General features: G+C 59.2%; 15 protein-coding genes and 1 pseudogene. 5 read left to right on the top strand and 11 right to left on the bottom strand.

Annotation, left to right across the window (positions count from 1 at the left end; translation table 11 throughout):
- Positions 1-87 precede the first annotated feature (87 nt).
- Positions 88-402, bottom strand: coding sequence for a hypothetical protein (locus tag AC0ZT5_RS33725; RefSeq protein WP_488499970.1), 315 nt, complete (start codon positions 400-402; stop codon positions 88-90).
- Between the two features lie 1,113 nt (positions 403-1,515).
- Between AC0ZT5_RS33725 and AC0ZT5_RS33720 the strand changes: the two genes are divergently transcribed.
- The 3 genes from AC0ZT5_RS33720 (at position 1,516) to AC0ZT5_RS33710 (ending at position 9,585) form a co-directional block, all read left to right on the top strand.
- Positions 1,516-5,289, top strand: coding sequence for a glycosyltransferase (locus AC0ZT5_RS33720; RefSeq protein WP_488499969.1), 3,774 nt, complete (start codon positions 1,516-1,518; stop codon positions 5,287-5,289).
- Between the two features lie 8 nt (positions 5,290-5,297).
- On the top strand, positions 5,298-7,895 hold the full coding sequence (locus tag AC0ZT5_RS33715) for a tetratricopeptide repeat-containing glycosyltransferase (protein WP_488499968.1): 2,598 nt from the start codon (positions 5,298-5,300) through the stop codon (positions 7,893-7,895).
- Between the two features lie 76 nt (positions 7,896-7,971).
- Positions 7,972-9,585, top strand: coding sequence for a discoidin domain-containing protein (locus AC0ZT5_RS33710; protein ID WP_488499967.1), 1,614 nt, complete (start codon positions 7,972-7,974; stop codon positions 9,583-9,585).
- Positions 9,586-9,684: 99 nt separating this feature from the next.
- On the opposite strand, the gene AC0ZT5_RS33705 is transcribed toward AC0ZT5_RS33710, so the two are convergent.
- Positions 9,685-10,851 carry an FkbM family methyltransferase gene (locus AC0ZT5_RS33705; protein ID WP_488499966.1) on the bottom strand — a complete coding sequence of 389 codons (1,167 nt, stop codon included), beginning with the start codon at positions 10,849-10,851 and terminating at the stop codon, positions 9,685-9,687.
- An 84-nt stretch (positions 10,852-10,935) separates the two neighbouring features.
- Here AC0ZT5_RS33705 and AC0ZT5_RS33700 point away from each other — a divergent pair, with 84 nt between their 5' ends.
- Both AC0ZT5_RS33700 and AC0ZT5_RS33695 read left to right on the top strand, forming a co-directional pair.
- Positions 10,936-11,787, top strand: coding sequence for a hypothetical protein (locus tag AC0ZT5_RS33700; protein WP_488499965.1), 852 nt, complete (start codon positions 10,936-10,938; stop codon positions 11,785-11,787).
- A 7-nt stretch (positions 11,788-11,794) separates the two neighbouring features.
- Positions 11,795-11,959 (top strand): annotated as a pseudogene (locus AC0ZT5_RS33695) (four-carbon acid sugar kinase family protein); the annotation flags it as partial.
- A gap of 31 nt (positions 11,960-11,990) precedes the next feature.
- Here the strand turns inward: AC0ZT5_RS33695 and AC0ZT5_RS33690 are convergent.
- The 9 genes from AC0ZT5_RS33690 to AC0ZT5_RS33650 form a co-directional block, all read right to left on the bottom strand.
- Complete coding sequence (locus tag AC0ZT5_RS33690; protein WP_488499964.1) at positions 11,991-13,076, bottom strand: tartrate dehydrogenase; 1,086 nt, start codon at positions 13,074-13,076, stop codon at positions 11,991-11,993.
- A complete protein-coding gene (locus AC0ZT5_RS33685) occupies positions 13,063-14,154 on the bottom strand; it encodes an isocitrate/isopropylmalate dehydrogenase family protein (protein WP_488499963.1) in 1,092 nt (363 codons plus the stop codon). Before AC0ZT5_RS33685 ends, AC0ZT5_RS33690 begins: the two co-directional genes overlap by 14 nt.
- A gap of 49 nt (positions 14,155-14,203) precedes the next feature.
- Complete coding sequence (locus tag AC0ZT5_RS33680) at positions 14,204-15,613, bottom strand: MmgE/PrpD family protein (RefSeq protein ID WP_488499962.1); 1,410 nt, start codon at positions 15,611-15,613, stop codon at positions 14,204-14,206.
- Between the two features lie 251 nt (positions 15,614-15,864).
- Positions 15,865-16,572 (bottom strand): FCD domain-containing protein, encoded by a 708-nt coding sequence (locus AC0ZT5_RS33675; RefSeq protein ID WP_477424361.1) that lies wholly within the window; start codon positions 16,570-16,572, stop codon positions 15,865-15,867.
- A 209-nt stretch (positions 16,573-16,781) separates the two neighbouring features.
- Positions 16,782-18,512 carry an ABC transporter permease gene (locus AC0ZT5_RS33670; protein WP_245330953.1) on the bottom strand — a complete coding sequence of 577 codons (1,731 nt, stop codon included), beginning with the start codon at positions 18,510-18,512 and terminating at the stop codon, positions 16,782-16,784.
- Between the two features lie 134 nt (positions 18,513-18,646).
- Positions 18,647-19,693 (bottom strand): ABC transporter substrate-binding protein, encoded by a 1,047-nt coding sequence (locus tag AC0ZT5_RS33665; protein ID WP_488499961.1) that lies wholly within the window; start codon positions 19,691-19,693, stop codon positions 18,647-18,649.
- A gap of 11 nt (positions 19,694-19,704) precedes the next feature.
- Positions 19,705-20,772: an ABC transporter ATP-binding protein gene (locus AC0ZT5_RS33660; RefSeq protein WP_488499960.1), complete on the bottom strand. Its 1,068-nt coding sequence runs from the start codon at positions 20,770-20,772 to the stop codon at positions 19,705-19,707.
- 157 nt (positions 20,773-20,929) lie between these two features.
- The gene (locus AC0ZT5_RS33655) at positions 20,930-21,469 is read right to left on the bottom strand and encodes a chromate transporter (protein ID WP_477225723.1); all 540 of its coding nucleotides are present in this window, start codon (positions 21,467-21,469) and stop codon (positions 20,930-20,932) included.
- The gene (locus AC0ZT5_RS33650; protein ID WP_488499959.1) at positions 21,456-22,040 is read right to left on the bottom strand and encodes a chromate transporter; all 585 of its coding nucleotides are present in this window, start codon (positions 22,038-22,040) and stop codon (positions 21,456-21,458) included. The genes AC0ZT5_RS33655 and AC0ZT5_RS33650 overlap by 14 nt, the downstream gene beginning before the upstream one ends.
- Between the last annotated feature and the right edge of the window lie 95 nt (positions 22,041-22,135).

The following is a 22,135-nucleotide window of genomic DNA, read 5'->3' as shown; positions in this document are numbered from 1 at the left end:
TCCTGTTGGCTTCGAATTCGATTCAAGGGGAAACCGCCCACCGGCTTGGCCGGCGAGCGGTCGTAAGGGGAAGGAGCTTGGGCGCGGTCATCTTCCGGACGGGCCGACGGCGCCGTCGGGATGTTTGACAGCGGGGCTCTCTACGCGGAGGAAGCTGCAGGCCTGGAAGTTCCCGCCATCTTCAAACGTGCCAATCGCAAATGAGCCGGCTGCCGCCGGAACCTTGACAGTGAGAGCGACTGCGAGGCTTCGCTTGACGGCTTTGGGAAGAACGACCTGACCGACGATGGCGTTCTTGGCCGTGTCCAGAATAAAATAAGGCACATTTTCGGTCGCGTCGCCGATAGGCAAGACACCTCTAATGGCGACTTCCATGACCGCAAACCCTGCTATGTAGCTCATCATCGTTCTCCTCGGTCGGCGGCGGCTGGGCCACCTGCTTCTCTTGTTCGTACCCTTAGGTTCGATCGCTGGTTTCAAATGCCTCCGAGCGCACGCGCTCGCCGATGCCGTTCGCGGCTGCTATCGGCCCCGTGCGCATCCGCGTATGACGGGCAGGTCTACGAGGCGGGCGGGCAAGGCTTGACTGCCTCTTCGTCACGCTCGATCGAACGGCGCGCCACTTGTCTTCGCTGAGGTGGTTGAGAGGCCCGCAGGCACCTGGGCGTTCCCTGCCGGCGGCCAGCTGCGGATGATTGAGGGGGTGATCGAAGCGGGCGCCCACGTCGCGGCCGCATCGTTTCATACGCGGTATCACACCTACCACAGCCAACTCCCGTTACGCGTGTCTCGATTTCTCGACGACGACTTGCGAGGGAACCGACTGCTAGCGAGGGAACATCAGGTTGGGAAAACGCTGGCCTTGAGTTCAAGGCGTCACGACGTTTTCACTTGCACGCCACCGCACACTCTGTGCGCCCTCACACACGAAGTGACTTGCTCCAGACACTCTCCAGGCTGACAGACTGCGCAGACCGACAGGCCTCCTGCCCGGTCCACGGCTACCCTCCCATGCACAAGACATTAGTAAAATCTAAAATTAGCAAGTTGTAAATAACCCCGATAACAATTTGTTAATTGTTGATCACAAGTAACTACTTTTCGGTCGACGTCGAGATGGCGCGCACGGGCCAAACGCGTCGAAAAATCCGAGGCTTAAGGGTGGTGCCCCCTGGTTCGGGTCGTGCCCTCGATATCACGGTGGGGTTGGCGCGCGAGCAATCGAGCCGAAGGGAGCGGTGGTTCGCCGAAGGCTGGTTCAGCGGGACGGCGAGACCCTTGCGGCGGCGGACAGCGCTAGCTAACAATGGATAGCGCGGGGGTCGCGTTTGCAAAGGAAGGGACGAGCGATCCTTTGCACACGGGTCATGCGAATGGCCGAGGCAGGGGGGTATTGCACATGGGGCATGAAGGTCGGACAAATCCGCATCGGAGCGGATCGCTGCCCCATACGGCACGATGGCATAAAAGTGACCGCCTCGGCCCGCAGTTATCCGGGGAGCAGACAGTCAGCATATGACAAGCGGCAAGCGCCTCTGTCTCAACATGATCGTCAAGAACGAGATGGCAAATCTCGAGCGCTGTCTCGGCGCAGTTGCCAGCCACATCGACTGCTGGGTCATCGGCGATACCGGCTCGACCGACGGGACACAGGATTTCGTCAAATCGTTCTTCGCCGCCCGCAACCTGCCAGGCGAGCTGCATGAATTTCCATTCCACAATTTCGAGCAGGCGCGCAACGCCGCGCTCGATCACGCCTATGCCTCGCCGCTCGCTTATGACTATCTGCTGTTCGACGACGCCGACATGGAACTGATGGTCGAAGATACGGGCTTCCGCGAGGGGCTCGACGGTCCAGGCTACCGGCTGCTGCAACGCTCGGATTCCGGCCTCGCTTATTGGAACACGCGCCTTGTCAGGCGCGATGCTGGCGCACGCTACCGTGGTGTAACCCACGAATATCTCGACGTGCCCGGCGGCGTGCAAGAACTACGCAGCGCCTGGTACAAGGACCACGCCAGCGGCTCGAACCGGGTGGACAAATTCGAGCGCGACGCCAGACTTTTGCTGGAGGCGCTTGAAAAGGATCCGGATAATCAGCGCTACTGGTTCTACCTGGCGCAATCCTACCGCGACGCCGGGCGGACGGCGGAGGCCGCGGTGGCTTACGCCAAGCGCGCCGCGATGGGCGGCTGGGACGAGGAGGCGTGGAACGCCCGGCTGCAAGAGGCGCGCTGTCTGCGCACGCTCGGCGACGAGGCTGGCTTCATTGGCCAGGCGCTTGCCGCCTTCAATCAGCGGCCGCAACGTGCCGAGCCGCTCTATGACCTGGCGCGGTTCTACCGCGAGAAGGGGATGAACGACGCCAGCGTGCTGTTTTCGGAAGCCGGGCTGGCGATCAAGCGACCCGACCAGGACATCCTGTTTATTGAGGACTACGCCTACACGACAGGTCTGCTGGAGGAGTACGCGATCGCGGCAAACTACGCGCGCGATCCCATGCGAAAGGACCGCGGCTTCGCGGCGTGCAACTGGCTGGCGCTGAACCGGACCATCGCCGATGGCCCCAGGGAACTGGCGTGGTCGAACCTGTTCTTCTATGTGCAGCCCGCCAAGACGGTGATGCCGTCCTTCAGCGCGCGTCCGGTCGGTTTCACGGCGCCCGACGGCTATCGGCCGTCGAACCCGTCGGTGACCCTGTGGGGCGGCCAGATCGTGCTGTTGCAGCGGACGGTGAATTTCAGCCGGACCGAAGACAACCTTCGATACGACACGCCGGGCGGAGTGCCGGTTCACACGCGCAATTTCCTGCTCCGATTGAGCGATGAACTCGCCATCCAGTCCGCAAACGAGATTTTGCCGCCGGCCGACATGCCGGAACTCGCGCGCGACCGGGTTCTTGAGGATATGCGCCTGTTCGGCTGGCGCGATGCGCTGTGGGGCGTCTCGTGCGTGCGCGAACTGAAACCGGAGGGTCAGTGCGAACATGTCATCGCGCGCATCGACGAGGGTGGCGGCAGCCGGCTGACCGACTGGCGCGTGCTCCATCCGGCAGGACCGCGGGTGCACGAGAAGAACTGGATGCCGCAAGTCAAGCCTGCCACGGCGGAGGCAGGCAGCGAGAAGCTGCAATTCATCTGTTTCGGTGACTCCGTCAGGATAGTGGACGAGCATGCTGCGACCGTCCTTGAGACGTCTCCCGCGATCGCGACCCATAAGTTCGGGGGAGGAACCCAACTGATCGCTTTCGCCGGCGGTTGGCTGACATTGATTCAGGAAGTGCAATGGAGGTTTGCGGAGAAGCTCCATTGGTGCATGCATCGGTTCGTCTGGTTCGACGAAACAAGCGTTCTGCGAAAAGTGAGCCGTCCGTTCTTCTTCAACAAAAAGGGCCCTGAATTCGCCGCGGGTCTAGCCTGGCATCCGGATGACGCGCGTTTGCTGATTTCTTACGGTGTGGCCGACAGCGAGTCCTGGATCGCGACCGTCGATATGGATGAGGTCCAGGCCTTGCTGGAGGATGTGGATAGCCTGCCATCGAGTGTGGCTGACACAGCGTCCAGGCTGACGCTGTCGTCGCCGGCCTCGCGGCTCCAGCCAGATTATTCAGCGCATACCGCTCCTCCAACGGAAACGCGGATGGAGCCTGACCGTGATGGCGCGGCGGGGGACAGAAGCGGAGTGCTGGTCGAAGCCATCGCCTCCGGACGCGTGAAGTCAACGGAGGAGTTCTTCTATGAGCTTGCGCCGTTTCTGCGCGACGTCGATTCTCCGCGGGAGCGGCGGGAACGATCGCGCCAGTTCGACGCGCGGATCAATCCCTTCCTTGGCAACGACGACACCGCACTTCCCCAGATCAACTGCTTCTATCAGGTGATGTCCGACAAGGCAGAGCATCGTACCCTGATTGCCGCCACAGCGTCGATGCGAGCGGCGGGTCATCCGGTGCGGGTGTGGAGCTATGCACCGGAGAAGCTCGAATTCCTCATCCCGCATGGGATCGAAATCCGCAATGCCGACGACGTCATGCCGCGCGCCATGTTCGAGCGGATCGTCGCCGGCTCCGAGATCAGGTATTTCAGCGACGTCTTCCGCTACGCCGTGCTGTACGAGCATGGCGGGCTATGGATGGATTGTGATGTCGTCATGCTGCGGCCCTTCCCCTTCCGCGGCGATCATTTCTTCAATCTGCAATGGCGGGGAGCGCACAAGGGCCACTTCATCTGCGGCAACGTCATGTATGCCCAGCCCTACAGCCGCCACCTGAGGGCGCTCTACGAGATTTCGATCGAACGTTTCCATCATGCCGACGGCAAGGAGTTTGGAGATATCGGCCCCAAGCTGCTGTCTGACTATATTGCCTCCGATAGGGGATCCGAACTGCAAAAATGGGTGTTCAGCCCGATGTTCTTCAACACGATCGATTGGACTGAGATCGACCGGTTCGAGAGGCCGATAGCGGAACTGGCTGACTATCTGAACGATGATCGCGTAGTCGGCCTCCATCTCTGGACGGCGCGAAACGACGCTCAACCGGGCGGCGAAGGGGCGCCGCTGATCTCTCAGCTGATCAGCCCGCTCGACAGTTTCCCCACGTTCACAAGTCTCGCCGACCGCTTCAACACCGACAAGAACCGGCACACGGGCAACCGCCATTGCTACGCAAGGATCTACGATCGCCTGCTGTCGGCCCGACGGCTGTCCATGCGGCGGCTGATGGAAATCGGCCTATACAATGTTTTCAGGGAAGGCAACCAGACCGAGATGCCTTCAGTCAGCCTGTGGCAGAGCTATTTTCCGTTCTGTCAGGTGATCGGTGTCGACCTGACGGATTTTTCGCAGCTCAACGACGAAAGATTCAAATCATTCGTCTGCAACCAGTCCAAGCTGGACGATCTGCGCGGCGTCGCTGCGAAGCTCGAACCGGGATCGCTCGACGTGATCATCGACGATGGCAGCCACGCCTCGTTCGACGAGCAGTTGACGCTCCGCGAGTTCTTCCCGCTGCTCGCCAAGGGTGGCTGGTACTTCATCGAGGACCTCGATTGGCAGCCGCCGGGCGAGGACGCCGGCAAGATCACGCTTACCAAGAACCTGCTGCGGGAGATCCAGCAGCATGGCAGCGCGCGCTCGGTCGATCCGCTGGGTGTGAGCGCGCTTGCCGATCAGTTCGCCGAGATCCTGTTCTTCGACAGTCACTACGAGCTGAATCGGGCAAGGCTGCTCGGTGGCCTGGTGGCTATCCGCAAGGGCGCGTCGGCCATGTCCACCAGGCGAGGTGTATCATAGCACGTTGAGTGAAGGGGCTTGATTTGAAAGTTGCGGTCTACACCATCGCCTTGAACGAAGCCGCAAACGCGGAGCGCTGGGCCAATTCGGCCGTCGACGCCGACTATCGCATTGTGGTCGACACCGGCAGCACGGACGGCACAGTGGAGCGACTAACCGAGGCGGGGGTGACAGTATACAGGATAGCAGTCCGCCCGTGGCGCTTCGACGACGCCCGCAACGCCGCCATGGCCCTGATCCCGCCTGACGTTGATGTATGCTGTACGATGGACATGGACCGGTTTCTTGCGCCTGGCTGGCGGGCGAAACTTGAGGCTGCCTGGACCCCCGAGACGACAGCCCTTTACTGCCAGACGATCTACAGATCGAGTGTCGAGGATCCGACACCGCTTCGAAGCTGGCCGGCGAAGAACTTTCACCATCGCTGGGGATATCGCTTCAAGCGGCCTGTCCACGAGGCTCTGGTCTTCACCGGAGACAGGGAAGTCACCACGAACAGCAGTGACATTGTCATGTTCGAGGTGCAGGACCTCGCCAAGCCAACAAGGAGCAGCTACCTGCCGCTGATGGAAGTGGCACATAAGGAGGACCCCGGCGACGGTCAAATATGCTTCTGGCTCGGACGGGACTTGATGTGGGCCAACCAGCCAGAGCGGGCCGTCCAACTGCTCGAGCACTACCTTGCATTGCCGACAAGCACATGGGGCGAAGAACGCTCCGAGGCAATGCGCTACATCGCGCGCATGCAACCGGAGCAGAAATTGTCCTGGCTGGACAAAGCACGGATGGAGGCCCCCCATCGGCGCGAAATCTGGCTGGACATGGCCGAAGAGTTCCATGGCAAGGCCGACTGGCTGAACCTGCTCTGGGCCTGCAGCAATGGGATCGAGAAGACGCGCCGCACCGGCAGTTATCTGGACGACGCGCGTTGCTGGGGGGCTCGGCTGTACGAGCTTGGCGCCACGGCAGCATGGAAACTCAATTCGATGGATCAAGCTGTGGAATGGGGGCAAAAGGCGTTCGAACTGGATGCCGGCAATCAGCGGCTCAAGAACAATGTTGATTTTTTTATCAAACACCGACTGCGGCTTGCACGCAGCCACACGAGCGGTCCGTGTTTCAAACCCGCGCGGTTGTTCACAGCGTTCGGCACTGTGCTGTATGTCGACCAACTTACAGGCGAGCTGCGACACGGCCCCGTCGAAAGCGTCCCGGCAAACGTTTTCTTTGAACCGGAGATGAGTTTGGCAGGCGGATACCGGCAGGGTCGGTTGCTCAATGCCGGCATCGGTTTGCCCGAACCGGTCCTTTGCTTTCATGACGCCTGTTTGACCGCCTCACAGGCGAAACGGCAGAATCGGCCAGCAGATGCGGACGCGCTCGAATTGATCCCTCTCGAACGTGGCTTGCTGGCACTGAGATCGGGTGGCCTGTTTCTGTCGGCCATACCTAATGGCCATGTGGAACTCAGGGCTCCTGTTTGCAGCACTTGGGAATTGTTCATCGCTTCGGAAAACTGGTGCACGGAAAGCAGCAGGGAGACTATCCAATGGCGAACCGACCACGCCGATTTCGACAAGAGCCGGATTCAAAGCCACATCGTCCATCCCACCATTCGAGCTGCCGCAGACACGCTGTCCCGCGCTCCCCGTAAGGCCGTCATCTGCGACATCGGCTGGCTATCGTCCTATCTGGCAGACGAGCACTTCTATTTGGTTCGGTTGTTGAATGAAGACTATGATTTCGACATCATAGACTGCAGATCAACGAACTTTGCCGCCGAAAGCACAATAGAGCGCCTGAACTCATATTCGGCTCTCTTGATAGCCTACCATGGTGACATATCCATATCTCTCGATGCCCTTTCAGCACTTAAGCTTTTGAAAATAGACGACCTTGTAAGTTACAATCCGAGTTATGATACTTTGCTGCGCTCCCTTGTCGCTTCATCCGATGTCGTAATAAGCCCATATGCGTACGAGTTTCAGAACCACTTCACCCATCGTGCAGTGAATTGGGTTCCATATTCGTCGGCGATGGAAGGTTGCAAAGGCTTTGAGCGTATCGTGTTCAATGAAACCCCGATTTCCAAGGTGCTCGTGTCGGGGAGCATCGCGGCGGATCGACCTCTGAGGAAATATGCGGCCGGTCTCGACTCCAGCAAGGTGGCCGTATTGGATCATCCTGGCTATGCGGGGAAATACAACGACGACAGCCCCGCCATTGTTAGAGTACGATACTACGAGGAACTCTCAAAATACCTTTGCTGCTTTTGCGATGGCCATTCTTATCGCTACATTCATCTCAAGAATTTTGAAATCGCATCGGCAGGTTCATTGCTTTTGACCGATCGCTTGATCGAAAAGGAAATGAACGAACTCGGTTTCGTAGATCACGAAACATGCATTTTTGCTGCGAGAGAGGATTTTCTGGAAAAGGTGGATTGGATTCTGGACGACCGCAACCGGCCCGCTGTGGACGAGATCAGATCCGCCGGAATGCGCCTTGTTAAAGCAAGGCATATGACGCGGCACCGCGCGCTTCAGATCGACAATTTGGTCAATTATTATCTGCTTGGTGCCGGATCTGTTGATCATTCAAGATAATCTATGCGAAATTTTCCCAATTTTTTTTACTGAAGTGGAGAAGAGAAACTACTAGTCTCGCAGAAAGTGTAGCAAAATGAGTCAGGTGCCGCTAGAAAATTACTTCGCGCGTAGGCGTGTCATCGCCTTAAGGCATCGAGGTAATGTAGCGAATAAGATGATTCAGTATATGGGCGCTTTGGCAATGTCTAAGCGCATTGAACAATGCAGCGTTGTTGGCGTTTCTATCCCGGAATGGGGCATTGAAATTTCAGACGATACGCAAAGTCAGATTTTTCTTGATAACATAGATTTGTGGACTTGGGATGCCTTTCGGCCTCACGTTGGTGAGATTTGCCGTCTTGCGAACAGAAGCGAGTCGGTGCGAATAATGATGGCTGACCATCTGCAGAGGATGGAATTTCTTGACCCACCTCAAGCTTATCACTCACTTTTTCCATACAGTTCTCCGGAACGGAAAATTGGCGATGGTGATCTACTAATCAATATTCGAACTGCCGAAATCCTACAAGGCATAGCTCATTATCCGCTTCTTCCGATAGATTTCTATGAGGATGTGGTCGCTTCGACGGGACTAAATCCGGTGTTTGTCGGACAGCTCGGCGATTCAGAGTATGTGCGACAACTTAGATCTCGCTTCCCAAAAGCTGTCTTCTACGACAGCCAAGGGGCCAGGGCCGACTTTGATTTGATACGTTCAGCAAAGAACATTGTCGTTGCGGTCAGCACGTTCTCCTGGTTAGCAGCATGGCTTTCCCAAGCGCAGACGATCTTCCTTCCGCTCAGTGGTTTCTACAACCCGGCGCATCATCGCGAGGTCGATCTGCTGCCGATTGATGATCCTCGTTATAGATACTTTCTATTTCCGTTGAACTATGGAATTCCGGAGGAACAGAGCCTGGAATACCATCACCGGATATCGGGTAGATGGAAAGAGATATCGCGCAATCAGGTTGCGCTGCTGAAGACTTCCGCTCCATTCCTGCGAGTGCCGAGAGAAAATTACGACAGCGGCTTGCCGTCGAGAACCGCGCAGGGGTCTGCCATCACCTTCGATTCCATCTGGTACGCACATCGATACATCGACGCTGCAATGGAGATAAGCGAAGGGTGGTTCGAGGATCCACTGCACCACTATCTCGAAGTTGGTAGGCTGCGGGGCTATCAGCCGGTTCGCCAATTCGATGGACATCCTCCCATAGATCTTTCGATGCCCAACCTCGCGCTCAAGAAGCGAGCGACACAAAGTTCGTTGAGCCAGTGGTCCGTTGGATCGACCTTGGAGGAAGACGCCGGGAATGCAGTAAATGGAAATCCAGCAAAAGCGCTTGGATTTCATACTGAGAATATCGAAACCCCGTGGTGGATGGTAGACCTTGAAGAACCCTCTCAAGTGTTCGCCATTCGGATATTCAACCGAGACCGTATTCCGGAATGGATGCAGCGCCGAACGTCGCCCATTGTAGTCGAAGGCTCGATTGATGGCGTGGACTGGAAGCTGATATTCAGCACTGAGCCCGGTCAAATCTTCGGCGGATATAGCGCTGGAATGCCACTGGTGTGGTCCTCTGACTTACCTGTGGAAGCACGCTACGTTCGGATTTCGATCCCACGCAAAGAGTATCTCCATCTTTCCGAGGTGGAGATTTACGGTCTCCAACAGCGTACAATCCACGGGACAGGTGAATGATACGCGGGTTCCGTGCCCGGCAGATCAGTCGTCGGGCGCATGCGGAAGTGGAACAAAAATGCAATTTGGGCGGCGGTCGTTGCCATGCGACTCCCGCGGTCAAGTCCTTTCCTTGGGCACCAAGAAGTAGTTGTCATCCATAGGTAGGGATTCCTGGATCATATAGTGAAAAGCGCTGCACCAGGCCTCGAGCTCCTTGCGAGCCTGAGGCCAAACCTCGACCAGCAGATTTGGCCGCCGGAGCTCGATTGTATTCTTCAATCCCTTGAGGACTTCAAATTCAGCACCTTCGACGTCAATTTTAATGAATCCAATCGGCTTCTGATACAGAAGATCGTCGCCGGGAATGCATTTCACGTCCCCAAGGTCGTCCGGCAACATTTGAGCGCCACCAATATTTCCGATTGATGGATAATGTACGCGCATTGTCCCAGATTTTGACGACAGCGCCAAACCAAGATGGTCCAAATTGACTTTCGAACATCCGTTGAGTGACATGTTTATCCTAAGTATGGCTATCGCAGCTGGATTGGGCTCGAACGCGATCACCTCGGATGGATTACAAAATTTTGAGAGGAAAATGCAGTGATTGCCGATATTGGCACCTATGTCGACGAATGTTTTTTCCGGTAGACATTGACGCCTGATGAGATTGAGCGCCTCGCGGTCATAAAAATCTCCACGTAGCAGCAACGATTGAATGTAATCGGCTCGGTTCGATATAAAGAAATTCACTATCTGACCGTCAATCCGATGCCTAACTATCGATCCGCTTACCTCGGAAGCATCATGCCGAAAATGGAACAGCTCCCAGCTTTTGCACTCTGTTCTCGATAGCGAAACGCGGCCATCCGGTTCCGCGCTGAGGAACAATCCGCTTTTCTTCAGCCCGAATTCCTTCTTGTTAAAATTTACGAGGGCAAATGAGTTGATACTATCGTCATAGTTACTTCCATCATTCTTTTTGAAGGAAAACCCATTTGAGTATGAAGAAAGTCTAACTATATCTTGATTTAAGTATGCGTCGGAGAGTTTGGGGTCTGATTCTCCGCCCTCTGGCATCAATACAGTATTGAAAGGAGTGGCCTCAAAAGGTCCATGTCGGAGTTCGTTTGAGCTCGGATCGACGAACAACGTCGTACCATGTGAGGTGAAAAGGCGGCTGGCTGAGCCGATACGATCAGGATCCGCATTCATGACGATAGCCTCTCTTGGTTCCATCGCAAGGTAAGCGACTTTCTGAATTTTGCCAAAGACGAGCGTCATGCTGAAAGGCGGTATCAGAAGGGCTTGGAGGGCAGAGCGAATATGAAACGGCGTGATTTCATCCTTGGCGCAGGAAGCGCACCAATGCTATTTGCTCAGCCCAAGTTGACCTGCTGGGGCGTTACTCCTGCAATGGCCGCTCCCTCCACCCTCCTCACCGCACCCATCGAGCTTGCCGGCGACTGGGGCCGCATGCTGGAGGGCGCGGCAGATCAGGTCGTCGAGCGCATGCGGCATGCATGCCTTGACGGCGTCCGGCTGCTCTCCGACCGCCAGCCGACGCGGCTGCGTGTCGACGAGCACACTTCCGGCACGCCGGCGATCTGGCTGCATCCGGACGGCAGCAGCATGGCCTGGATCATCGTCGATATCGGCGAGCGTGACTGGTCGAAGCTCGCCTACCAGTTCGGCCACGAGCTCGGCCATGTACTCTGCAACAGCTGGCAGGCGGACGCCAAGCCGGCGGCGCCCTGCCAGTGGCTCGAGGAAGCAATGGTGGAGGCCCACTCGCTGCGCGGGCTCGGGCGTCTGGCGAAAAGCTGGAAGGAGGCCCCGCCCTTCGCCGGCGACAACGCCTTCGGCGATGCCATTGCCAAGTATCGCGAAAACATCATCCGAAGCTATACCGCCCTTGCCGACAGCCAGGGGCTCACCAGCGACGCCGCGGCGTGGTTCGGCGACCATCGCAGCGAGATCGAAATACCCGGCCTCAATCCATTCGCCCAGGCGATGTCCGTGACCATCCTCGCCGAATACGACCGCGCGCCGGACTGCGTCGAGGCACTGGGTGCACTCAACCGCTGGCCCGGCCGCACCGGTCTACCGATCGCCGAATACCTCGGGCGATGGGAGGCCAGCTGTGCCGAATTGCGCGCTTCGCCCGGATTGCCAATCCGCCTGCGTCAGCTGCTGCACGTTCCGCAATGGGCCAAGTGAAGAGCACGACGCCCTGACTGTGCGGATGCCGCTGCCTGCCTCGCCAGGGTCCCCGCTATGCGCCGCCTATTCGCGCATTGCGGCGATCGACGGACTGGTGGTTGCGCTGAAGAGCGAACAGGTCGGAGTCGACGGCTATTTCAGCGCGATCCGCGACGGCCTCGGTGGTTGACAGGACAGTCCCCGCGCTGTCCGGGTAAGCCTCAGGATCCTGGACTGTTCACGCCTGCAAGCGCAGCAATCACAGCGGCCGTTACTTCGGCGGTGTTGGCTGCGCCACCAAGATCCGGGCTAAGATATTCTCCTCGACCGGTGACGGTTTCGATCGCAACCATGAGACGTCGCGATGCAGCCTGCTCACCCAGATGGTCCAGCATCAAGCTCGCCGTCCAGAACGATCCAAGCGGATTGGCGACGCCCTTGCCGGTAATGTCGAAGGCCGAACCATGGATGGGTTCGAACATCGACGGACGATTGCGCGACGGATCGATGTTCGATGTCGAGCCGATGCCGAGCGACCCGCCAAGTGCTGCAGCCAGGTCGGAAAGGATGTCCGCGTGGAGGTTGGTCGCCAGAACCGTGTCGATGCTGCCAGGCTTGTTGACCATGCGCTGGGTCATCGCGTCGACCAGCATCCAGTCGACAGTCAGACCAGGGTGGTCGCGCACCACTTCGCGCACGACTTCGTCCCAGAGCACCATGCCATGGCGCTGTGCATTCGACTTTGTCACCACGGTCAGCAGCTTGCGGGGGCGCGACATGGCAAGATCGCAGGCAAAGCGGGCGATCCGTTCAATGCCGGTGCGGGTAAAGACGGCGACATCCATGCCGACCTCGATCGGCAGCCCGCGATGGGCGCGACCGCCGACGCCGGCATATTCGCCCTCGCTGTTTTCGCGGACGATAACCCAGTCGATCTGCTTGCCGAGTTCGGGGCGCAGCGGACCGGTCAGTCCGGGCAGCAGACGCGTCGGCCGCACATTGGCGTATTGGTCGAACCCCTGGCAGATGGCCAGACGCAGACCCCAGAGCGTGATATCGTCGGGAAGGTTCGGATCACCGACCGAACCGAAATAGATGGCATCGAAGCCCTCGATCTGAGCCAGACCATCTTGCGGCATCATGCGGCCGTTGCGGCGATAATAGTCCGAGCCCCAGTCAAAGCGCTTGAAATCGAAGGCAAGGCCTGGCTCGACGTCTGCCAGCGTTTCCAGCACCTTGACGCCGGCCTCGACCACCTCCGGGCCGATACCATCGCCGCCGATGACAGCGATCTTATGCAAGGACATTTTCAGATTCCTTCTCGATGGCAGCGACGATGGCGCTGGTCATTCCTTCGGTGTTGGTGATCCCACGTATGTCGCCCGTGCGCGTTTCTGGCCGCGAGAGCGCGGCGATGGTGGCTTGCGCCATGATGGACGCCGCGGCGAGCGCCTCTGCAATGCCGCGGTTGTGGCCGAGCCACTCCAGCAGCATGCGGGTGGATTCGACCATCGCATAGGGATTGACGATGCCCTTTCCGGCAATATCGGGAGCAGACCCGTGCGCCGCCTGTGCCATGGCTATGTTGCCTTCACCGATACACAGGCCGGGCGCCATGCCGAGCCCGCCGACGAGGCCTGCTGCCTCGTCGCTCAGGATGTCGCCGAACATGTTGGTGGTGACGACGACATCGAATGTCTGGGGATCGCGAAGCAACCGCATGGCGAAGGTGTCGACGATGACCTCGTCGACAGCAACGTCAGGGAACTGCTCGGCGGCCCGGTAGCACTCCTCCACGAACATGCCACAGCCGAGCTTGAACACGGTGTCCTTGTGAACGATCGTCAGTTTCTTGCGCCTCGTTCTGGCAAGTTCGAGTGCGGCCTTGGCTACGCGATAGCTGCCGGCACGGGTGATAACGCGGACCGAAATGGTCGTATCGTGCGTTGGACGAAATTCTCCCGAACCGGCAACCACGTTGCGATCCGGCTGGAAGCCCTCATTGTTTTCCCGCACGATGACGAGATCGACATCGTCGAACAGTGCGCCGAGACCGGGGAAGGAACGGGTCGGACGGACGTTGGCGAAAAGGCCGAAGTGCTTGCGCAAGATCGGATGCGGGTTGATCGCGCCAATCACCTTTGGATAGGCGCGATGTCCGATCGGACCGAGTATGAAGCCATCGAGTGTCGAAAGCGTCTCGAGCGTGCCTTCGGGCATCGTCGAGCCGTGTGTGTCGAGTGCCGAGCGGCCAATCGGCATCGGCCGCCAGTCGATGTCGAGACCCGTTCGCGCCGCGGCGGCCTGGGCGATGCGCACGGCAGCGGGCACGATTTCGTGTCCGATATCATCGCCGTTGAGGATGCCGATCGTGAGATGGGCCATCGAACCAACCTTTCTGAATGCCGGCTGCGGCGCAGCGCCACGAAGACCGTCAGCCGGCCTTGGCGACCAGGGCCATCAACCGCTCGAGCGAGGGCTGTTCTTCGAGGTCGCGCACCAGCGCGACGACCTCGTCAGCCGCCGAACGGGCAAGGCGGGCATGAGCCGCGTTGTCCCGGAACTTGTCGGCAACCTCTTCGTAGCTCATCGGATTGGCGGGGCTGCCTTTGCCGAAATCGGCTTCGCCATGGATGACGCGGCCATCATTGAGCGTGACGTCGATGATCGTCGTCATCTTGTGATAGCCTGCTTTCTCGGCCTTTTCGTCGATGACGAAATCCACCTTGTCGATCATGGCCTTGACGTCGTCGCGTTGCGTTGCCGCATCCGTAAACTCGCCAAGCCCGGCCTTGCCGTCGAGCAGCAGGATTGCCATGCAGAATTCCATGGAGAACTTGGCCTGCAACTCATCATGCGGTTGGTGATGGATCAGGGCGTTCGGCATGTTGGAATTCGTGCCGATGCGTACGTGCTTCACATCCCCGGCCTTGATGCCATTCTCGCGGATGAGGCGCGCCATCTCAGTCATGCCGGGATGGGTCAACGAACCCGAGGGATGCGGCTTGATCGAGATGCCCGGGTTGGCGAACGTCCAGGGAGCGCCGAGGCGTCCGCGGATGGCGTTCTCGTCATAACCGCCGCCGGCCGCCTGGAAGAACCCGCGCGGGGCCTCCAATATCTTGTCGGTAGCAGTCCATCCATGGGCGGCGAACTGTGCGGCGGCGACACCGCTTTCCGATGCGCGCCCGGCATGGAACGGCTTGGTCATCGTGCCGAAATTCTCTCGCAAGCCAGCCGACTGGCTGCCTGCGATCGAAAGCGCGCGAGCCGTGGTTTTCGCGTCGAAACGCAGTAGCCACGCAGCAGCCGCGGCCGCGGCAAACGTTCCGCAAGTGGCCGTCGCGTGAAATCCCGTCTGATAGTGGCGGGGCGCGATGGCCTCGGCGATCTTGCACTCGACCTCGACGCCGAGATGGTAAGCCAGCATGACCTGCTTGCCCGAGGCGCCGACCTGTTCGCCAATGGCCAGAGCGGCGGGCAATGCCGGCGCCGTAGGATGAGTCAGCAAGCCGTAGACGCGATCCGTGGCGACGGCCAGCTGGGTGTCGTCATAATCATCGGCATGGATGCCGACACCATTCGCGAATGCCGCAAAGCGCGGTGCAACCTTGCGGCCCGCCCCGATTACGGTCGCGGCGCCCGGCATCAGTCCAAGCTCATCGAGATGGCGGCGGACGAGGTCGCCGCTTTGCGCGACCGAGCCTGAAAGAGCCAGCCCGATGCCGTCCAGTATCGACTTCTTGCCAAGGGCCACGACGTCGTCCGGCAGATCTTCTGGAGTGGCCGACGCGACGAATTCCGCCACATAATTCGTGAGACCTGCAGGTGCGGTGTCGTGCATTGATAGTCCTCTCCATCGAACGTGTAGCGGCCCAGCCAGGCATCGAGTTCAAGCTCGACTCCATGTCATGGCCGCCTGATGCAGACGAGTAGGAAGGCAGTTTTGGTAAACTGTCAACAATTTTTTGTCGACAGGGCAACCAAGTTTTCAGTTCGTCGGACAGTCGCCGCCGCCGGCATACAAAATGCTGTCGCGGTATCTGTCCTCGACCTCGACTACAGGTATGGGGTGGAGAGTCGCCCCTGTGGGGGTCAGTCGGAGCCGTGGCGCAAAGCGACGCTGGCCCTGCGCGTTCGCGAGGTGCCATTGACGATATGCTCCCGCCCGGCCGTGAAAGCCCGTTGCGAGTCGCGGGCGGCAACAGCCTCAACTATTGCCCTGTGCTCGCGGTTGGATATGTCGAGCACGTCGCCACTGGCCAATGCTCGATAGCGCTGGATATGAAGCTCGCGAGCGAGGCCAAGATAGATCTGCGCCAGACGTGCGTTGCCACACATCCTGGCCAGTTCGGAATGGAACTCCAGATTGACCGGGTAGTACTGGCTCACCTCACCGGTCTTGGCCAGCGCGTCCATGCGGTCGACGAGCGCGCGCAGCCTGGCGACCTCGGGGTCGGTGATCCTCTCGGCAACACTCATGGTCATGCAGGCGAAGATGTAGGCACGGGCCTCCGAGACATCACGGGCTTCGTCTTCGCTGAGTTCGCGCACGAAGAACCCGCGATTGGGAATCACCTGGATCAGCCCAAGAGCGGCGAGCGCGCTGCACGCTTCGCGGATCGGTCCGCGGCTGACCTTGAGTTGCTGGGCCAGGGCGTTTTCGTTGATCCTCTCGTTGGGTGTGAATTCCCCCTCGACAATCATTCGCTCTATTTCGTGCTGCACGACATTGGCAAGCGAGCGCGTGCGCAAGAAGTCGATGGGCGAAAATCCCTGCATGTTCTCGGTTTCGTTAGCCATGGGCCTGAATTCCATTCAATGCGTCACGGGATATGCCGCTTGCCTGGTCCGGCCCTGATGGGCGCCAACGCGTTGCCTGCGCATCATCCATGGTTTGGTCTCCCTCATCGAATTGATGCCGACGCGTCCAATCGAGCCCATGACTGAGACGATACTTCCTCTTGTCAAGCGAAACGCCGATAATTGCTGTGGAACCAAGCTGTAACCTATCAACTGCCGCTCCTCGGAGCCGCGCCGCCGAGAACCGGAACCTTGTTGGCTATGAAGACGACAGTGAACGAAACCACCAGCAGCAGAATACCAAGCACCGAAATCGCGCCGTAGTCGCCGCTTTCGTTGAGGTCGTAGATGATGACCGAGACCAGCTTGGTCTGCGCCGTCGTCAGCAGGACCGTCGCCGACAGTTCCCGGATGGTGCCGATGAAGACGAAACACCAGGCCGCGATCAGGCTGGTGCGCAACAATGGCGCGGTGATCTGCCAAAGGGTCTTCAGGCGCGTGGCGCCCAGTATCCGGCTGGCTTCCTCCAGTTCCGGATGGACGCCATGGAAGGCCGATGACAGTTGCTGGTAACCGGCCGGAAGCTCAATCGTCAGGAACGCGATCAGCAGGATCCACAGCGTGCCGTAGAGACCGAAAGTCGGATTGGCATAGGCCAGGAAAAGGCCGACGCCCAGCACAATGCCTGGAATCGCAATTGGCGCGGTCGCCAGCATGCCGAGCAGCGAGGCGCCCGGCACCGCGCGGCGCGCAACCAGATAGGACACGACAAGAGCTATGCCGGTCGCGATCGTTGCCGTCGCGAGGCCGAGGATCAGGGTGTTCCAGATGGCGAGCCGCGTGCTGGAGAATTCGAAAAGCACGAAATTGAAGTTATGGAGCGTCAAGGAACTCCAGCTGAGCGGTTCGGAAATGTTGTGGGTCAGCGCCACCTTGAGCAAGGCCAGGTAGGGGAACAGGATCGTCACGCACAGGATGAACAGGACGTATGCGCCAGCCAGCCATTTCCAGTTGCCCAGCTTTACACGCCGCGGGGTGCCGCTCTTGCCGCCGAGCACGGTATAGCCACGGCGCCCAAGCAGCCATCTCTGCCCCCACAGCAAGAGCATTGTGACCACAAGCAAAGGCACGGCGCTCGCTGCCGCAAGGTCAAGCCGTGGAGGAAACTGGAAGAAGCTCCAGATCTTGGTGGTGAGAACGTGGAACCCGGCCGGCAGCGCCAAGATCGCCGGCGAACCGAACATGGTGAAGGCCTGGACGATGGCGACCAGAGACCCGGCGAGCATCGCCGGCAGCACCATCGGCAGCGTCACCCGCCGCAACGTGGTGCCTGGCTTGCCGCCGAGGATCGCCGACGCTTCCTCAAGATCGGACGGCACCTTGTCGAAGGCGTTGGCGACGAGCGTGAAGACGAAGGGGAAAGAGTAGCAGGTGACCGCGAACACCAGTCCGGTGAAAGTGTAGATGTTGAACAGCGCCTGCGATTGATCGAGGCCAAATGCCCAGCGGTAGATGTTGTTGAGGATGCCGCTGTTGGGCGCGGCCAGCATCGCCCAGGCAATGGCACCCAGGAATGGCGGCGTCACGAAGGATGCCGTCACCAGGCTGCGGACCAGGCGCTGCCCCGGCATGTCGGTGCGCGCGACGAGCCAGGCGAGCGGTGTGGCGACCAGGCACGAGAACACGCCGACGCAACCAGCCATGCCCAGCGAAATAAGGAAAGCTCGGCGAATTGTGGCATCGGTAAAGAGACGGGCCAGGTTCGCCAGGGTCGGTGAACCAGCCTTGTTGGTGAGGGCGTAGTATCCCAGCCAGAACAAAGGCAGCAGGACCAGCACACACAGAACCACTGCAAGCAGCACGAAGAGCGGCGTCGACAAATCGAACCTGCCGAGGTGTCGCCTGTTGGCGGTATCGGGAGACAATGCAGCGATGGTCACCTGGTCACCTCTGAGTTTGATCCGACGTCGGCGGATCGACCGCCGATCTGCCCAGGGATGTGGCGATGTCGCCGGTGACGACATCGCAAGATCCTCATTCTGGCACCGATCCGTGGCCGGTGCCGAGCCTTTGCTTACGTGCCGAAATACTCTTCGTACTTCTGCTTGATCTCTTCGACGGCATCCCGAACGTTCGACGGATCGGAGTCGAGAAGTTTGATCTGGGAGAGCGGCGTGCGGTTGGATTTCTCCTTCACGTCCGGGCGAACCGAACGCAAACCGCCGAAATCGTCGTTCAACTGCTGCGCTTCCTGCGAGAACATGAAGGAATAGAACAGCTTGGCCGCGTTCGGATGAGGAGCATAAGCCAGGATCGCGGCGTTGCCGTAAGCGATCGAGGTTCCCTCCGCCGGATAGACCGCCTTGATCGGCACGCCTTTGTCCTGGAGGATGAAGACGTTGTATTCGTTGCCGTCCGCCTGGATCGGGCGTTCGCCCTGGGCGAGGACCTTCGGCGGCTCCGTCGAGGACTGAACCTGCATCACACCCTGCTTGCCCAATTTCTCGAAATAGTCCCATCCGAGAAGCTGGCTGAGTGCGTAGGTGGCGGTCATCACGTTGCCGCTGTAGCCGGGGTGCGACTTCACCAGCTTGCCTTTGTATTTGGGATCGAGCAGATCGGTCCAGGTCTTCGGGGCGTCTCCTTCCTTGACCAGATCTGTCCTGTAGGCAATTACCGTCAGCGTGGCGCGGAACGCCGCATAAAAGCCATCGGGATCACGATCCTTTTCCGGCCACATCTTGGCGACATCCTCCGGAACGGCCGGCGTCAGCCAGTTCTGCTCCTTGAACGTCAGGAAATGGGATGCGTCGGAGGTTTCGATGATGTCGGCGTTGTGAATGCCGCTCGAATATTCCTGACCTATGCGCTGAAAGACGCGCTCGGAGCCGGCCCTTTCCACCTGGACCTTGATGCCTGGATAGTGCGCCTCGAATGCAGCGCCCAGTTTCTCGGCGACCTGGACATCGGTGGAGGTGTAGTAGACGACCGACGCTTCCTTGGTTGCCGCGGCAACCAAGTCGTCCGTAACCTTGTAGGGTTCGGGCGGACCCGCCCAGGCCAATTGACCCCATGCCAAGGCTGCAAAAAGCGCGCCTGCTGCGACTTTCTTATTGGACATTCTCTCTCTCCCTAGTGTGCGAGCGCCCGGCAACGATCAGGTGGGCAATGAAGCCAAATTTGTTGGTTTTCCGGGACCGCGACATCGACAGGCGCGATCGCCCGCACGGTTTCGCCACCTGATAGATTGACAAGATAATCGCGATGCGACCCGAGATAGACTTGGCGCACGACCTTTCCGGTGGCCCAGTTGCTCGGATCGCCCTTCGGTTTCTCGTTGGTGAGATGCAGATCGTGATGCCGTACGGATACGGCGGTCTGGCCGTTGGCGGCATAGTCGCCGCTGCCACAGCGCAGCAGCAGACCGTTGCCGCAATCGACGGTGTCCGTTCCGACCCGCTTGCCCTTGAAGATGTTGGTGCCGCCGATGAACTGTGCAACGAACTCCGAACGCGGACGCTCGTAAATGTCTTCGGGAGAACCGGCCTGCTCGACATTGCCCTGGTTCATCACCACGATGACATCGGCAGCGGTCATGGCCTCCGTCTGATCGTGCGTGACGTAAACGGTCGTGTACCGGAACTCGTCGTGAAGGCGGCGGATTTCAAACCGCATCTCCTCGCGAAGATTGGCGTCGAGGTTGGAAAGCGGCTCGTCGAGCAGCAGCGTCTCCGGCTCGATGACAAGGGCCCTCGCCAGGGAAACACGCTGCTGCTGACCGCCCGACAACTCGCCCGGATAGCGCTCGGCCAGATTTTCGAGCTTGGTCGCCTGGAGGATGCGGCCTGTCTTTGTCTGAATATCGGCCTTGCCCATGCGACGAAGCCGCAAGCCGTAGGCGATGTTCTCGAACACCGTCATATGCGGCCAGAGCGCATAGCTCTGGAAGATCATCGACATGTTGCGCGCTTCCGGCGGTTCGCTGGCGTGGGGCGACGACACAACACGACCGCCGACGCGGATCTGACCGTCCGACGGTTGAACGAAGCCGGCAACCAGGCGCAGGGTCGTGGTCTTGCCGCAGCCCGAAGGTCCGAGCAGGCACACCAGCTTTCCCTTCTCGATAGCGAGATCGACCGCGTTGACCACCGTCAACTTGCCGTAGCGCTTGGTCAGCTTATCGAGTTCCACAAAGGCCATCGGTCCTCCCGAAACATTTCCTCACAAACGCGATGCGCCTGTGCCTCCTACTAAAGGTCGGTCTAATTTTGTCAATTGTCAACAATTAACTGACGACTATCTGCGCGAATTGCAAAGCGCTGCCATCTGCGTTGAATCGAAATGGCTTTGCGGCGCGCTATCCGGCGGCCCACAACAGCCCGCAAAAGACCAACGATCCAGCGGCCATCAGCGTCAGTGGACCCAAACGAATTGTCCGCGCGGCAACGGCGACCACGATTGCCACGCACCAGGCAATCCATCCGCCTTTCGCGTTGCTCAAGAGAGTGAACACGCTTGACAGCACCAGCCCTGCGGCGAGCGGAGCCAGGCCATAAACCAAAGCCCCTTGCCATGCCGCATTGGGGCGGCTGTGCCAGAAATGCGCGATCACGATCACCAGCAGCGACGACGGCGCAAAAATCGCAATCGTCGCAACGATCGCGCCCGCCCATCCGGCAAGATGCCAACCCATCAGCGTGACAATCAGGGTTCCCGGTCCGGGCGCAACGCGTGAGATGGCAAACATGTCGAGGAAGGTCTTGTTGGTCAACCAATGCTGGTTGTCGACAACGCTGTGCTGCAGTTCGCCCAGAATGGAGGCTCCCCCGCCGATGGCCATCAAGGACAGAGGCGCGAACACCAGAAACAGGCTGACAAGCAGATTATCGTCTTTCATGGCGGCTTCTTACAAAGCCGACGCCGATGCCGATGGGTGCAAGCACCGCCACAACGACGAGAGCCGAGAAATGAAAGACCGTCGCGCCGATCAGCGTGCACGTGAAGAGGGCAATTGAAACCGCGTCGACACACGCATAGCGCATGGCAAGGTAGCCGACTGACAGTGACAAGCCGGCGGCCGCAACCGCCAGACCCACGAGCATAGCGCCGATCGCGGGATCGGCGCTCAGCCTCAGCACGATATTTCCTATCAGGACTATTGCGACCGCGGGGGGCAGCACCACCGCCGCCAGCGCCACCACGGCTCCGACGACACCGCGACATTGAAACCCGAGCCAGAGCGCCAGGTTTGCAACATTGACACCAGGAAGGGACTGGCTGAGCGCCAGCCCTGACAGAAACTGTTTGTCGCTGAACCAGCGCCGATTCACCACGAATTCCGTGTGCATCATGCCGTTCACACCACCGCCAATGCTGGTGATGCCGAGCTTGGTGAACGCCAGGAAGAGCTCAAGGAGGCTTGGTGGGGGCGACGTGTAGGGCGCCAGCGGGACATCCATTTGATCCATGAAACCTCCGATTTTTCCTGCTTTCAAACCAGGGATGTGCTCGATCGCTGCGTCGGCGGCACTGTATTCTGTTGACAGTTTGCAGTAAATAGTCG

This window comes from Mesorhizobium sp. CNPSo 4670 (assembly GCF_057784235.1).
The sequence above is the reverse complement of the archived record's forward strand: the minus strand, read 5'-3'. Positions and strand labels throughout refer to the sequence as shown.

Bases quoted from the DNA above. Each gene is read 5' to 3' on its own strand.
- AC0ZT5_RS33700 (WP_488499965.1), top strand. From the start codon at position 10,936: ATGCTATTTGCTCAGCCCAAGTTGACCTGCTGGGGCGTTACTCCTGCA.
- AC0ZT5_RS33680 (WP_488499962.1), bottom strand. From the start codon at position 15,613: ATGCACGACACCGCACCTGCAGGTCTCACGAATTATGTGGCGGAATTC.
- AC0ZT5_RS33705 (WP_488499966.1), bottom strand. From the start codon at position 10,851: ATGACGCTCGTCTTTGGCAAAATTCAGAAAGTCGCTTACCTTGCGATG.
- AC0ZT5_RS33675 (WP_477424361.1), bottom strand. From the start codon at position 16,572: ATGGCTAACGAAACCGAGAACATGCAGGGATTTTCGCCCATCGACTTC.
- AC0ZT5_RS33690 (WP_488499964.1), bottom strand. From the start codon at position 13,076: ATGTCCTTGCATAAGATCGCTGTCATCGGCGGCGATGGTATCGGCCCG.
- AC0ZT5_RS33655 (WP_477225723.1), bottom strand. From the start codon at position 21,469: ATGAAAGACGATAATCTGCTTGTCAGCCTGTTTCTGGTGTTCGCGCCT.
- AC0ZT5_RS33650 (WP_488499959.1), bottom strand. From the start codon at position 22,040: ATGGATCAAATGGATGTCCCGCTGGCGCCCTACACGTCGCCCCCACCA.
- AC0ZT5_RS33685 (WP_488499963.1), bottom strand. From the start codon at position 14,154: ATGGCCCATCTCACGATCGGCATCCTCAACGGCGATGATATCGGACAC.
- AC0ZT5_RS33725 (WP_488499970.1), bottom strand. From the start codon at position 402: ATGAGCTACATAGCAGGGTTTGCGGTCATGGAAGTCGCCATTAGAGGT.
- AC0ZT5_RS33720 (WP_488499969.1), top strand. From the start codon at position 1,516: ATGACAAGCGGCAAGCGCCTCTGTCTCAACATGATCGTCAAGAACGAG.
- AC0ZT5_RS33660 (WP_488499960.1), bottom strand. From the start codon at position 20,772: ATGGCCTTTGTGGAACTCGATAAGCTGACCAAGCGCTACGGCAAGTTG.
- AC0ZT5_RS33710 (WP_488499967.1), top strand. From the start codon at position 7,972: ATGAGTCAGGTGCCGCTAGAAAATTACTTCGCGCGTAGGCGTGTCATC.
- AC0ZT5_RS33665 (WP_488499961.1), bottom strand. From the start codon at position 19,693: ATGTCCAATAAGAAAGTCGCAGCAGGCGCGCTTTTTGCAGCCTTGGCA.